Source organism: Massilia glaciei (assembly GCF_003011895.2).
Classification (GTDB): domain Bacteria; phylum Pseudomonadota; class Gammaproteobacteria; order Burkholderiales; family Burkholderiaceae_D; genus Telluria_A; species Telluria_A glaciei.
This window is the reverse complement of sequence record NZ_PXWF02000202.1, coordinates 72,075-86,712: the sequence shown is the minus strand read 5'-3', so window position 1 is coordinate 86,712 and position 14,638 is coordinate 72,075. Positions and strand designations below refer to the sequence as shown.

Here is a 14,638-nt window from a genome sequence, read left to right as displayed (position 1 = left end):
GGGGGCGCCGAGCCCGGGGAGTCATTTCTGCCAATGGCAGGAATGACGGGTGTTTTCATGGATCGCAGACTGTTCCTGGAGCGCGACTCGGCTTTTGCCCGAGCGGTGCCGTTTTGCGGGAAGTTGTATTCAATTGCAACTTTTCATTACAGCAGCGCGGTCAAAGTTGAAATACGGGTAAGGTGCTGGTTTGGACAAGCAAAATGGGGCGGCATGCCCCATTGCCGTCTGTTAACCTTCGGAGAACCACAATGGCACCATCAAAATTCATGATCCTGGCCGCCCTCGCGCTGGCCGCGCAGGTGCAGGCGCAGAACCTGCTGCCGACCACCGGCACCCTCGTCATCGTCCCCGCCTTCGGCGAGGTGACGCACCCCAACGACGAGGCCGTCGCGACCTTCATGGTCGAGGAATTCGACAAGGACAAGGCCGCCGCCGCCTCGCGCGTCAACCAGAAGATGAAGCAGGGCACCGAGATCGTCCGCAAGCAGGACCCCCAGGCCATCCTCAAGACGCAGGGCTACTACACCTACCCGGTCTACCCGGAGGAGCGCCCCATGCCCGACGGCAGCATGCCCGCCAAGCGCCTGCCCACCGGCTGGCGCGTCGGCCAGTACCTCGAAGTGAAAACACAAAATTTGAACGCGCTGCCGAAAACGGTGGCCGCCGCCCAGAGCGTGCTCGGTCTTAACGGCCTGCAATTCGGCCTGAGCCCGGCCACGCTCAAAAAGGTCGACGACCAGCGCATCGCCGCCACCTACCGCAACCTCAACGAGCGGATCGGCTCGATCGCCGCGGCGATGGGCCGCAAGGTGTCCGACGCCGTGCTCGACACGGTCGATTTCGAAGGCTCGGGCAATTACGCCGGTCCGCAGAGCGAAGGCGCGGTCGGCGCCATGATGATGAGCAAGCGTGGCGGCGGCCCCGAGCAGGTCGCCGAACCGAGCTTCGAGCCCGGCGAGACCACGCTGCAGATGCGCCTCGTGGGAAAGGTGAAGTTCAAGTAAGTACATCGTTTCGCTAAGTTGACTGTCTGCCCACTATAATGGACGGTCAAGCGGCGGGCCCGACCCGGGGCCGCCGCGGCAGCGATTAAATTACTCGAAACGGAAATCCATGGCCACCTTCCCACGCCGCCGCAAGCCCGCCAACCCGCAGGCCGCCAAAACGCCCAAATTCGCACGCTTTAGCAAGTTCGGGCGCCGCGCGTCCGAAACGGCCGGCGTGGCCAAGCGTCCGCGGCGCGGCATCTACCTGCTGCCCAACGCGTTCACCACGGCGGCCCTGTTTTGCGGTTTCTACGCCATCGTCAGCGCCATGGGGTTGCGCTTCGAACACGCCGCGTGGGCCATTTTCGTGGCCATGATCCTCGACGCGCTCGACGGCCGCATCGCGCGCCTGACCAACACCCAATCCGAATTCGGGGCCCAGTACGACAGCCTGTCCGACATGGTCTCGTTCGGCGCCGCGCCGGCGCTGGTGATCTACGAATGGTCGCTCAGCGGCATGGGCAAGCTCGGCTGGGTCGCCGCCTTCGTTTATTGCGCCGGCGCCGCGCTGCGCCTGGCGCGCTTCAACACCAACATCGAAGTGGTCGACAAACGGTTCTTCCAGGGCCTGCCCAGCCCGGCGGCGGCCGGCATGGTGGCCGGTTTCATTTTGCTCATGACCGAATTTGGCCAGACCGGGCGCAGCCTGGCCTGGATCTCGTTCGGCATCGCGTTGTTCGCCGGCCTGACCATGGTCACCAACGTGCCGTTCTATAGTTTTAAGGATGTCAATTTCCGCAAATCGGTGCCGTTCATCGTCGTGTTCCTGATCGTGCTCGCGTTCGCGATCGTGGCCAGCGCGCCCTCGATGGTGCTCATGCCCGTGTTTGTTTTATACGGTTTGTCCGGTTACGCGGTCTACTTCTGGCGCCTTGCGAAGGGCATGCCGGTCAGTATCGTGCAGACCGACGACGAACCGGTCGATCAAAGCGAGCGCCGCTGACCAATCGAGGTAGTTCGATGGCGGCGGGGTTTGCGCGTGTCTTGCGCGTGTCTTGCGTGTGTTTCGCGTGTGTTTCGCGTGTGTTTCAATAGATTACTGGAGCTGGCATGACTGATTCGAACCGCCTCATCATTTTCGACACCACCCTGCGCGACGGCGAGCAGTCGCCCGGCGCCTCGATGACCAAGGACGAAAAGGTCCGCATCGCGCGCCAGCTCGAGCGCATGAAGGTCGACGTCATCGAGGCCGGTTTCGCGGCCGCCTCGCCCGGCGACTTCGAGGCCATCCGCGCGATCGCCGCCGCCATCAAGGACTCGACCGTGTGCTCGCTCTCGCGCGCCAACGAGCGCGACATCGCGCGCGCCGCCGAGGCCCTGCAGCCGGCCGAGCGCAAACGCATCCACACCTTCATCGCGACCTCGCCGCTGCACATGAAAATGAAGCTGCGCATGGAGCCCGAGCAGGTGCTCGAGCAGGCCATGGCGGCGATCCGCTACGCGCGCCAGTACACCGACGACGTCGAATTCTCGCCCGAGGACGGCAGCCGCTCCGACGAGGACTTCCTGTGCCGCGTGCTCGAATCGGTCATCGCCGAGGGCGCCACCACCATCAACTTCCCCGACACGGTCGGCTACGCGGTGCCCGAGGTGTTCGGCCAGACCATCCGCCGCCTGCGCGAGCGCATCCCCAACTCCGACAAGGCGATCTGGTCGGTCCACTGCCACAACGACCTTGGCCTGGCGGTCGCCAATTCGCTCGCCGGCGTCATGATCGGCGGCGCGCGCCAGGTCGAGTGCACCATCAACGGCCTGGGCGAACGGGCCGGCAACACCGCGCTCGAGGAACTCGTCATGGCGGTGCGCACGCGCTCCGACTACTTCAAGCTGCAGCTCGGGATCGACACCACCCAGATCGTTGCCGCCTCCAAGATGGTCTCGCAGATCACCGGCTTCGCGGTGCAGCCGAACAAGGCGGTGGTGGGCGCGAACGCCTTCGCGCACGCGTCCGGCATCCACCAGGACGGCATCCTGAAGGCGCGCGAGACCTACGAGATCATGCGCGCCGAAGACGTCGGCTGGACCGCCAACAAGATCGTGCTGGGCAAACTGTCGGGCCGCAACGCGTTCAAGGCGCGCCTGCAGGAACTCGGCATCGAGCTCGAATCCGAGGCCGACGTCAACGCCGCCTTCGGCCGCTTCAAGGAGCTGGCCGACCGCAAGTCGGAGATCTTCGACGAAGACATCATGGCGCTCGTGTCCGAAGAGGACCACGCGCACGAGGGCGAGTTCTACCATTTCGTCTCGCTGGCGCAGCGCTCCGAGACCGGCGAGACCCCGAGCGCCAAGGTGGTGTTCTCGATGGACGGCAAGGAGGTCACCTGCGAAGGCGAGGGCGACGGACCGGTCGACGCCACCGTTAACGCGATCGAAAAAGAGGCCGCCAGCGGCGCCGAGCTGGTGCTGTTCTCCATCAACGCGATCAGCAACGGCAGCCAGTCGCAGGGCGAGGTGACCATGCGCCTGTCGCGCGCCGGGCGCATCGTCAACGGCGTCGGCTCGGACCCGGACATCATCGTGGCCACGGCCAAGGCCTACCTGTCGGGCCTGAACAAGCTGCACTCGAAGGTCGAACGCGTCAATCCGCAGCAGTAGCGGGAGGGGCGTCCCGCCCTTGGCGCGCCCCGGCCGACATGATGAAGACTATTTCTCGGTCAGCGACTCGACCGCATCCCAGTCCCGCGCGGGCGGCTCGGCGATGTGGCGCGCGCAGCGGGCCATGTACAGTTTGGTCAGCCCGTCGCGCGGCGCGGCTTCGAACCGGGTCAAGGCCTGCTCGAAGCGGCCGCCGCGGTAGTCCGCGAGCGCCTGCGCGTGCAGCGCCAGCTCGCCCGATCGCCGCGCGCTGATGTCGCTGCGGTGCCCGATCACGGAAAAAATCGCGACCGCCTCCTGCTTGCCCTTGACCCGCACCAGATCGAGTTCGCGGAACGCGATACCCGGGCAGCGGCGCATGGTGGCCTCGCTGACGATGATCGCCTCCCCGTAGTGTTTGCACAGGCCCTCGAGCCGCGAGGCCAGGTTGACCGTGTCGCCGAGCACCGTGTAATTGAGGCGCGAGCGCGAACCGATGTTCCCGGCCACCACGATGCCGCTGTGGATGCCGATGCCGATCGCCAGCGGCGGCCAGCCGTCGCGTGCGAACTGCGCATTCAGGGCGGGCAGGGCGCCGACCATCGCCAGCGCCGTCTCGAGCGCGCGCTGCGGGTCGTCCGGCGCCACCAGCGGCGCGCCGTACAAGGCCATGACGGCGTCGCCGATGTATTTGTCGACCACGCCGTCGTGGCCGTCGATCAGGTCGCTCACGGTGCCGAGGTAGGTGTTGAGCATCGACAGGATTTCGCTTGGCGCGCGGCCCTCGCACAGGGTGGTGAAGCCGCGGATGTCGGAGAACATCACGCTGACCTCCTGTTCCTGCCCGCTGAAGTCGATGTTCTGCGACAGCAGCTCCTCGGCGATCGCCGGCGAGACCACCTTGCCGAGCATGTCGCGCACCTTGTCGCGCTCGATCAGGCCGTGCACCATGTCGTCGAACGAGGCCGCCAGCGTGCCCAGTTCGTCGTGCGCGCCGATGTCGCCGATGGTTTCGTAGTGCCCGGCGCTGATGCGCTTGGCGCCGGCGGCGAGCCGCCGCACCGGACGCGTGACGCGGCTGGCGATATAGATCGCCGCGAACGCCGCCATCAGCGTCGACAGCACGAACACGGCCAGCAGCTGCCAGCGCAGCACATGGTAGTCGCCCAGCGCCTCGTCGAGCGAGCGTTGCAGCGCGCCGAGCAGGACCCCGCCGCCGGTCTTGCGCAGGGGCGCCTCGATCGCCACGTACTCCTCGCCGGCCATCGCGGTGATGCGCGCGGCCGCGCCGCCGGCCGCCGGCAGCATCGCGCCCTGGTGGTTGGCCAGGTAGTCGCGCCGCTGTTGCTGGTCCAGGGTCGACGCGAGCAGCATCGGCTGGCCCGCCGGCGTGCGCCACACCAGGCTCACGCTGGTGTGGGTTTGCCGCTCGAGCTGCTTGGCCAGCAGGTCGGTGACCTCGAAGCCGATGCCGACCCAGGCGATGGTGAGCGGGCCTTTGACCGGCACCAGCACCACCTGGTAGGCCCTGCCGTCGATGATCTCGATGCTCGAGGCGACCTCCTGCGGGTCGTTGGCGGCGCTGTCGCTGAGCGCGCGCAGGGCGGACGGCGCGCGCTTGCCGGCCGGGTCGAGTGTGTCGGCCAGCGCGCCTCCCTCGAGGTCGAGCACGAACATCCAGTCGGCCCCGAGGCGCTTGCGGTAGCTGCGGAACGCCGACATCAGGGTGGCCGGGTCGCCCACGCTCACCAGCGCCTTGAAGGCGAAATCGTGCGACAGCAGGCGCGCGAACTTGCGCAGGTTGTTCTCGCGCGTGGACATGGTCTCCTGCAGCGACAGCAGGGTCAGTTGCAGCGCCTCCTCGCTGGCGCCGATGGCGCTGCGGTTGGCCGCGGTGCCCACGGTGAAGAACACCAGCGCCTGCAGGACGAGCACCAGCACCACGATGAACGCGACCAGGCGGGTGCGGAAATGACGAAAGACGAAGCGTTTGGCCATGGGGAGGGGAGTGGAAAATATTGCCTTCATTCTACGCGCTGTCGGGTTGCCAGAAGCGAGAATCGGTCTGGCGAGCAAAGGTCCGGCGCCGCACGGCTGCGCAAGGCCGCAGCCCTGCCGTGCCTTACGCCGGGCTGCGGCGCCGATTCCGCCTCCTGGCCGCATCCAGGCGGCCGACAGGGATACTAGGTGGCGGCGCCGCCGGCCATGTGCTGCTTGCGCAGCGCGCGGTCGATATCGGCCGCGCGCTCCCGCAGCTCGCTCAGGAGTACGGCGAGCTGGCTGGTGTAAACCGATTTCACGTTCGGATGCGCGGCCACGAGCTTGTCGATCTCGAGCAATTTGAACATCAGGCCACGCAGGCGGTCCGCAGCGGCCTCGGTCACTTGCATCGACTGGGTCGCGGTGGTGATGTCGAGCATGAGCTGGTTGTTGAACGCGAGTTTTTGTGCCAGATAGGCGCCGGCGTCTTGTTCCGCGAACTTCCGGACGCCATTGAGCTCGTTGGTTTTCTCGGACAGGATGCGCTCCCCGTCGAGGCGGGCGACTTCGCTTTCGATTTTTTCACCAAACTCCTGATCGTCTTCCCGTGCCATGAGGCGGCGCGCGTACTGGTTGTCCTTCATCGACATCTTGACCATCAATGGGAGGGTGTCGATCAGCAATGCTGCCAAGTAGAAGGCCAAGCAGGCGGCCGCGACGCTCAGGTCGCGCGCCGCGAGTTTGAACAGCGCGATGGTCTGCGAGATGAAGTTCGGTTTATTCGCGCGCTCGACCAAGTCGCGCGAAACGCTGGCATCGCCTTCGAGTTTGCTAGCGACGCCCTTGACGTGTTTTGCATGCTCGCTCACGGCCGTGCTGGCCTCGGTGACCGATTGCTGCAGGCGCATGACCTGCGCGGCCTGGCGGCTTTTCAGGGCCCCCTCGGCTTCCTGCACCGCGACGTCGGCCCTATTGATGGCGGCTGCTGCCGTGCGCATTTTGGCTTGCACCGCTTCGAGCGCGCGGATACGGACGCCACGCCGCTTTTCGTCCTTGTCACTGGCGACCGCCGCCTTGGCCAGCGTGCTTGCCTTGAGGCGCAGCGCGGCGAGGTCCGCCTGCGCGGCCGACAGCTCGCTGCGGGCCGCGCTCAATTTGTCGTTTGCTTGTTCGACCTCGGGATCGCGCGGCGGGTTGGCGAATTCGGCGCGGGCGCGTTCCTCGCCGTCCTCCAACTTGCTAGCGCGGTCCTGGATCGCCGCCATGCCGGACAGGCTTTCGTTTTGCGCCTTCAGGACCAGCTGGCTGGCGACGCCTTCGCTGTGGAGCGCCAGGTTGATTCGATCATGCATCATCAGGGTGAGAATCGGCACCACTTGCATCGCGGTGATCAGAAGCCCGGCGCCGATCCGTACGACGATGGCCTTGGTCAATGGGTTTCCTGGCATCAAAGTTCCGAGGATCGCGCACTCGAGCGCTGCCGCGAACGAAAATACGAACGCAAATGTTGCGAGATTTGCCAGCAGGCCGAAGCCGAAGGCCTGGCTGAGTTTGAAGGTGATGCCGCCGGCCGTGATCATCGCCGTGCCCACCATCAGCAAGGCGAGCGCATGGAAGGTGCTTTGCAGCGATTTGCTCGACGTTGCCATGAGCCGGCGGTCGACGCCGACAAGCGAGCGCAACAGGCGCGCCCAGACCACGCCGGCGCGCTTGAAGCAGCGGGCGATGAAAGAGGCGATCATTACAAACAGCGTGAGCAGGCGGTGTACGAAGCTGGGACCGTGTTGCTCGTTATCGAAATTACCCATGATTCACTCCCGGTTCGAGATGATCGCCGCAGCATTCTGCGGCGATGTGCTTGTCGGATCGAGTCAGCATGGGGGTGATTTTCAACCCGGTGCGAATTAAAAACCTTAAGGCCGCGTGTTTTTCGCTCAGGTGCTTGTTTTGAAAATACTCAAGGCCGCGAGTCTTTGCGCGAGGCCGCGGGCTCGATAAAGCCGAGCAGGAACTCCTGCAGGGACGGCATGTCCTTCAATATCTGATCTGCGGCCAATTTCGACATGATCCAGGCAACATCGATTCTTTGCGCCGGAGCGGGACTGTCGACGATGGCGAAAAGGTCCCCGAATTCGAGTAGTCCGCGGCGCAAGCAGGCGACCAGCAAAACGTATGCGCACGGGGTGATGCTTGGTATCTCCTCCTGCTCATGCCATCCGAGCAGGCGCAGCAGCGGACCGTGCGGGTTTACATAATGTGGGTCGGTGGTAAACACCACGCTGACCTCTCCGCCGATCTCCTCGACGCCGACTGCGCCGTCGCGGTTGGTGAACAGGATATTGCGCCCGTCGCACTGCTCGAGCGCCACGTCGAGCAGCGTTTGGGGGCGCCAACGGGCCGAAAAGCAATCGGCTTTGGGCATGCAAAGCGCCTCCCTCGCCAATCGGAAAAAATTGTCGGTGTCGCTCGTTAGCTGTTCGAGGAAGTCGTCGAGGCCGCCATCGTAAGAGCGTTTGACGATCTGGATCACACTGTTCGTGTCCACTACGCTGCCTTGCGGCAACTCAGCCAGCACCTTGGTGATCTGCTCAAAGGGATGGTGGTTGTCGCTCAGCAGATTGAACGGGTTGCCGACCTTTTCATGCATCTTGACGATTGCCTGCCTTGGTAATACCCCGTCGCTCGGGAAAACATTTAAAAATGGCATTGCTCCGAACGAGAGCCCGTGTTTGACGCGTACCGCCAGTTGCGGCAACTGCTGTAAATGATGGGGGTGCAGGAAGCCGGACTGGTTGCCGAAGAACCGGTAACACATGCTGCATAGCGTTTCAAGCTTTTCGGCGTGCTTTTGCCCCCAGTCCTTGGATTTTTGCTTTTGATTGATCCTGGCAACCAAGGTCATCTCGTCGGTCGTGGCGCCGCGCAACCACATCAGCACCATGGTGAGCAGCTTGAGCAATACAACCTTCTTGAGGGCGCTATCCAACTGGTTGACAAAGGCGCGGCCGAACGCTTCGTTCTCGATGTAGGAGGTAAGCACGTCCATCAATAAAGCGAGTTGGAGGATATCTAGCTCCAGCCTCAGGCGCGAGCGCACCGCCTCCTCGAGTTCGGACAGGGCCTGCGGCGTCATCTGTGGTTGCTGTGACGCTTCCGGGACAAGCTCGCCTGCAACCTTTCCGAAGTCCGGGGCGCAAATCAGTCCTGGCAGCAAGGCCTCGACACTCCAGTTGCCGCTCGCGGGATGCTGCCTCAGCGCGTCGAGCCAGCGTGAGATCGGCGCCACCGCGTGCAGGCTGGTCCCCGTGTCGATCAGCGCCGCCCCAGCAGGCAATAGGCTGTGCAACAGGCTGTCGGTTTTGCCTTGGGCGCTACCTTGGGTGCTAATAAGCAGGATCCCCCCTTCCCGGTATTCGGAGGCCTTTTTAAGCACCACAAGGCACAGTTCGTCCAGCTTGCCCTTGTTTCCCGACGACTGATAGCCAACCGTGCTCTGGATGAAGCGGGTTATCAAAGGCAAGCCTTCCATGCGGTTTTTGTTCGCTTTGCGAACGGAGTCGAGCACGGTCCTAAACAGCGGAAAGCTGTAGTCTTCGAGCGCATGTTTGGGATTGATCGCTGAGAATTTGGGCGGCACATCCTTGCCAACGCGTTTGAGCGTATCGAGATCGCTTTGCAAGACGATATACGACAGGGACTTGGTGTTTGTCTCCGTATAGAAGTCGTTCAGGAACCGTTGGCGCAGCGCGGGGACCGCGAACGCGGACAACGGTATGCAGACGATCGCCTCGGCCGGCGGGGTGTGGGAATTCTTGTAGCCGAGCCTGCCGGCCCGGCCGAGCAAGTTATGGTATTGGTTGGCCCCCAATCTCTGCGGGGTTGGAATCGCAAAAGGATCGGCTGGGTTGTCTCGCGACATTTCCAGGGTTGTGAGGATCAGGCACGAAGCGCTCAGGTTCACGCCGTAGGTCAGTGTCTCTGTGCACATCAGCACCTTCGGCTTTTCGTTCGCGAGCACCGGCGCACGGAAGATCTTTGCGATCACTTCGCGCAGTTTTCTCGGTAACTGGCTGCTGTGGACATAGATCCCGCGGGCGGCCCAGCGCAGCATATTGCCGACGTTGGTCTCGGTCAGCCCGGACGAGTACAAGGCGAACGCGTACTTTTCCGGCACGGGGCACTGATCGACAAGATTGTCGAGTCGCTTCCAAAGCGCGTTGGCATAGCTTTCCGTATCGCTGACTGATTTGACGGCAACAATGGTTGTCTGGTGCACCTTGCGCTTGGACAGGATGAAGTCGTGTATTTGCCGGCTGATGTAATTGCGCTGGTTGGCGCGCCGGTTGAAGCTGTCCGCTTCGGTTCGGCTTGGCGCCAGCGTTCGCATTGTCATCTCCAGGTCGGACGGCGTCATATGGCGATTCGCGTTTTCCTTGAATTCCACGATGTCTTTCTCAACCCAGTCGGGTTCCCCCTTGCACGCGATTTCGTACATCACCGCGACTTTATGGCGCACCGGTACGGGGCGATCACTCACGTTGAGCAGGCAAGGACCAGCATCATCGTCGTCGACCCGGAAATCGAGCCAGCCGAGTTCGACCAGTTTCTGTGCCATTCCCTCGGTGGTGATGCCGACTATCTGGAGCGGGATACTCGAGAATTCGCCACTCAGGCGCAGGCGTGCCACTTGGGTTGCGTGGGAAATGAGCAAGTCGAGCAGGCCGCCGCGCGAAGGGTCTGCCAACATGTGCAATTCGTCGACGATGATCATCGTGAGATTGTTGAGCAAACGATGGCTATCCTCCGAACTGAACAATAAATTCGCCTTCTCGTTGACGATGCAGGCGAGTCCGAACCTGCCACTGGCAATGGCGTAGTCGTCCTTGCTGTAGTCCCCGGTCGACAACATCACACGCACCGTCTGTTGTTGCGGCAGCAAGGCCTTCAGATCTTCGCTGATGTTTTCGTGAAATTCCTCAACCAAGGCGCGGGTCGGTCCGATATAGAGCACCGAGCCGGCGCGGTTGTGCAAGCCATTGAGCACCAGTGCCTGCAGCAGCGTGGTCTTGCCGCAACCGGTCGGGCCGCTGATCAGCGTGTGCCGCAGCGCCTCGCTGTTGCCACCGAAGGGAGCGAATACCTTATCGAAGTTGCCGGGCTGCAGCGCCTGGATTTGAATGGGCAGCAATGCGCGCGCGGGCCGTTGTTTGAAGAACTCGTTGAGCCAGTCTTCTTGCGAGGTCGGGCGCAGCGCCTTTGGGTCAACGGCTGCGGCGAATAGATCTCTTTCCGTCAAAGTGCCTTCGGGGATGTCCGGCGGGGGCGCGACCTGCTCCGCAAGGGGAAGCGCGTACCTTGTTGCGAACTCCGCTAGCAGCCACGACGGCGAACCGTTCGAAGCGTAGAACGGTTCGAACACCGTTTCCGTCTCCGTACCCTTGTCGGCGAGCGCGTCGTAGTCGTCGCGGTGGATCCAGAGACTGAGTTTTTTCTGCTTCGCGTACGCAGCCTTGAGTTCGGTGTCCGCGCTATTGAGCGGATTGACCTGCCAACGATGTTGGACGATCGCCGCCAGGCCCGTCACCAGCACCCTTTCCTCGCCCGGCCGCACCGCAATTGCCTTGTGAAAAGTGGCCAACAGATGGAATGCGAGCGTGCCGGAGGCGCCATTCAAATTGAGGCGATTGTTGTGCCCCAGCACCGCCTTGCGCGCCTGCACGTCGCCGTCGAGAACGATATCAACCGAATAGCCTTTCAGGGTGAATTGCTGCAAATGCTCAAGATAGGGTGAAGCGAAGGCGACCTCGGCACGACTTCCATTTTCCCGATCGAGCATGGTGACCGTGGGCTCATCGTCGGGGCGCGCGCTTATGTAGGCGCAGACGACCACTTCTTGTCCCAATACCGATGCAATGATGGGAAAACCGATCTCCATCGTCTTCTTTTCGCGGGTATGCGCAATGTCGGTGATCTCGGCGGCGATAGGTATGGGGTTTTTCATGGATGCTCCTGCGGGAGATTGGGGGGTTATCGCGAAAAACATTTCTTCTCTTGTCTCTAGGGCGAGGCGCACTTCGTGCTCGAACAGGTCGACCGTCAGAAGCTCCTCAAGGACGCTACCTCCGGTGCCGCCGATTCCGAACACGACCAGTCGAAGGGCTGACAGCTCCCTATAGCGGAAAGGGCGCACCGTCAGCGTATGTGCGCTCCAGCTTATCTCGATCCGATCCGATTGCTCCAGCACGATGGTGGCGCTGAATTGGGCGCTGCTGGCCCGCGCCAGCGGAGTGGCATGGAACGCGTGGCCAAGCATGCCGCGCAGCGTTGCGCCGGCCAGGGCAAAGATCGCATGTTCGCGTGCGCGCTCCGGCACCAGCGTGCGCGCCGCGCGCGCCATGGCTGCCCGCACGGTGCCGTCGTCCCACTCCCAGTCGGCGCTCAAGGCGCCGACCGTGTGCAGGCGCCGCAAGTGGTCCACCGCCACGCCGCAGCATCCCATCTGGCGCATCGGAAAATACGCCGCATAGCCGGATGCCTTGAGCGGCCCGACATCGTCGGCCAGCCAGCGCGCGCCCAGGTCCCAGCATTCGGCGAGGCCGAGCCTGATTTGCAGTCCGGCGTGGGCACGCCAAATGCTGAAATCGGCGCGGCGCTGCCGCGCGTGCGCGTTCGGCCCGCCCTCCCTGGTTTCCTCGATCCACTTTTGGAGCGCCACCGCGTAGCCCCACCATTGTTCGCGCGTGACCGACTCGTAGTCGTACAACTTGCCGCTGCCGCCCCGCCTAAGCGCGGACCACGCGACGCCGAAGAAATCGTCCGGCTCGCGCAGCGTCGCCAGCAGCAGCGCATGCTCCTCGGGCGCGGCCGGGGCGGGGGCGGCAGCGATCGCGATGAAACCAACGTCGCCGTCCAGTCCCTTAAGGTCGCCGAGATGGAAACCGTCACCGACGTGGGCGATCAAGACGCAGCCATAGCCGGCACTGCGCGCATTCTCGCTCCAGCGCAGCAGTTCCTCGCCGCCGCAATCGACACTGACCAGGCTGAGGCGTTCGACGTTGAAATTCCTTGCCCCCTTCGCGCCAGTCCAGTTAAACCATGCCGTCGGGATCCGCTCCGGCGGCGCGGCGCACGACGCGAGTGTCTGCAGGGCCCCGGGCGTCAGCGCGTAGCTAACCAGTTGATTCATGTTCCAGCTCCAGAGTGGTGTGAGTGGCCAAACAGCGGCTGCGACCCCTTCAGCGGGCCGGCCCTGTGCAAAATGGGCGAAGCGAGGTCCTGCTTAATGGCCAGGCCGGAGAGCATTGGTGTCATCGCCAGGGTGATCAAGGTGTTGCGCATCGCGCCATCGCCGGGGTAGTCGGCGAGCGTCCGATTGCGTCTGGGTCCGGCACCGGTCGGCATCCGCACCTGCGGGACCAGGAACAGGAATCGGCTCAGGGCCTGGCCGGTCGGGCACGCAGACCTGTGGGCGGCAAGCCCGGCCGCGACATTGTTGATTACCTCGTCGACATGTTTCTGGAAAAGCCTGCCGTACAGCCAAAGGAATGGGCCCGCCGCAGCCGCGCTTTCCCGTTGCGCGAACGACGTTTTGTCACGCCAGTCGCCGGGCATGTCCTGCCAGTCAAAACCGGGCGCCAGCACTTCTGTCGCGCCGACATTTTTGTAATAGATTGCGCGTGTCATGGCGAGAATGGGCGCTGCGGCGGCATCTGGCGCGCAGTCCGGATTGACCGCCAGCGCAAGCTTGCGGACAAGTTCGACCTGCTCCGTCGCGGCGTTTTGGTTGCCGCTGGGTGAAGTGCAGGGAGGTTCGCTCAAGCCGTGATAAAACACGCCCAACTTGGCGGCGAGCCCGATCAGCGCGCTGCTGCGATAGGTCGAGTCGAGCAGCTGCTTGAAGATCTCCAGCACGAACGCGTGGTCGGCGGCCTTGATCGGCACCAGGGCGCGCGCGGTGTTGGCCGCCTTGCCCGCAATGTCCGGCTGTTTGCTCCATTCAAAGGCGCTCGTAATTTCGGTTGAGAATTTCTCGCCTTGATCCTTATCCGTCCCCCCATACAAACGCATCAAATTTTTCGAAATGCAGCCAGCAGACGCGGTGGTGTAGCAGCGTGAACGGAATACGTCGCTGATATCTCTACTGCACCACAACACCGAGATCAACCACGAAACGCATGGGTGGCCATGATGATCGCGCCAGACGAGGCATGCCAGCGCCGCACGGGTGGCGAAAAAGGAGTCGTCGCGAGAATATTCGCCGGTTTGCTCGACGAATTTCCCGTTTTGTTCGCATAGATAGACAGCGGCGAGCTGCGTCTGCAGCTTAGCGGGGTCGAACTGCACGCCGATGCTTTGCAAGCGGCGCAGGGTGGGCGCGACGCCGTGCTGAGCGCACAGGAGCATTGCCAAGCAATAAGTTGCCCGGTCCTTCGACTCGAACGTTGCGAGCACGCCGTCAATCGCCGGCACCAGTTTCGAGCAAAAACGCAAGAAGGCGTCAATGTCGCTTTGCGTATCCTGGCATATCAGTTCAAACGCACCCAAGGCTACGTGGCCACAATCAAGCGAACGCGTGAACCGCAATAAAGCCTCGCAATAGCACAGCCCCCTGGCCTCGCTTTCCTGCTCGCTGGCGGCGGAAAGTTCACATTGCTCTGCGGCAGCCTCGACCGCCACGGCTAAGGGGGAGGCGTCGAGTCCATGCCTGGCTAGCAACTCGCTAACTTCGGCGCGCCGGAAGGCGCTGCATACACCAGTTTCGAGCATTTTTTTCACGGCCGTTCGGCCGGGCACGCCGGTATAGTAGTTGTAGATACTGACGATCGCGCGTTTGCTCTCTTCGGTCGCCCCTTTCAGAAACTCTGCCACCGGATCGCCTGGGGCCCGACCGGCCCACTCCTCGAGGATCGCCGCCTGTTGTTGTTTGCGTGAATGCATTTACTCTTTCTTGTCGCGCACCGGAGGCTGGGGGCGGTAAATAACTAGCAATAAGTTCAAATAATCATTTGTAATTGATAGTAAGTACTATACTCGAC

7 protein-coding genes are annotated in these 14,638 nt (G+C 63.0%); 3 read left to right on the top strand and 4 right to left on the bottom strand.

Going from position 1 to position 14,638, the window contains the following annotated elements:
• Window positions 1-251 precede the first annotated feature (251 nt).
• The 3 genes from C7C56_RS12430 to C7C56_RS12420 all read left to right on the top strand — a co-directional run bounded on the left by C7C56_RS12430 (window position 252) and on the right by C7C56_RS12420 (window position 3,644).
• Window positions 252-1,007, top strand: coding sequence for an SIMPL domain-containing protein (locus C7C56_RS12430; RefSeq protein ID WP_106757706.1), 756 nt, complete (start codon window positions 252-254; stop codon window positions 1,005-1,007).
• Window positions 1,008-1,116: 109 nt separating this feature from the next.
• On the top strand, window positions 1,117-1,992 hold the full coding sequence (gene pssA / locus C7C56_RS12425; protein ID WP_106757705.1) for a CDP-diacylglycerol--serine O-phosphatidyltransferase: 876 nt from the start codon (window positions 1,117-1,119) through the stop codon (window positions 1,990-1,992).
• A 107-nt stretch (window positions 1,993-2,099) separates the two neighbouring features.
• The gene (locus C7C56_RS12420; protein WP_106757704.1) at window positions 2,100-3,644 is read left to right on the top strand and encodes a 2-isopropylmalate synthase; all 1,545 of its coding nucleotides are present in this window, start codon (window positions 2,100-2,102) and stop codon (window positions 3,642-3,644) included.
• A 48-nt stretch (window positions 3,645-3,692) separates the two neighbouring features.
• Here the strand turns inward: C7C56_RS12420 and C7C56_RS12415 are convergent, their stop codons facing one another.
• The 4 genes from C7C56_RS12415 to C7C56_RS12400 all read right to left on the bottom strand — a co-directional run bounded on the left by C7C56_RS12415 (window position 3,693) and on the right by C7C56_RS12400 (window position 14,540).
• Window positions 3,693-5,621 carry an adenylate/guanylate cyclase domain-containing protein gene (locus C7C56_RS12415; RefSeq protein WP_181373148.1) on the bottom strand — a complete coding sequence of 643 codons (1,929 nt, stop codon included), beginning with the start codon at window positions 5,619-5,621 and terminating at the stop codon, window positions 3,693-3,695.
• 185 nt (window positions 5,622-5,806) lie between these two features.
• Entirely contained in the window at window positions 5,807-7,411 is a 1,605-nt protein-coding gene (locus tag C7C56_RS12410; protein ID WP_106757702.1) for a DUF4407 domain-containing protein, read from the bottom strand.
• Window positions 7,412-7,560: 149 nt separating this feature from the next.
• Entirely contained in the window at window positions 7,561-12,789 is a 5,229-nt protein-coding gene (locus C7C56_RS12405; protein ID WP_106757701.1) for a DEAD/DEAH box helicase, read from the bottom strand.
• Window positions 12,786-14,540: a hypothetical protein gene (locus C7C56_RS12400; RefSeq protein WP_106757700.1), complete on the bottom strand. Its 1,755-nt coding sequence runs from the start codon at window positions 14,538-14,540 to the stop codon at window positions 12,786-12,788. Before C7C56_RS12400 ends, C7C56_RS12405 begins: the two co-directional genes overlap by 4 nt.
• Between the last annotated feature and the right edge of the window lie 98 nt (window positions 14,541-14,638).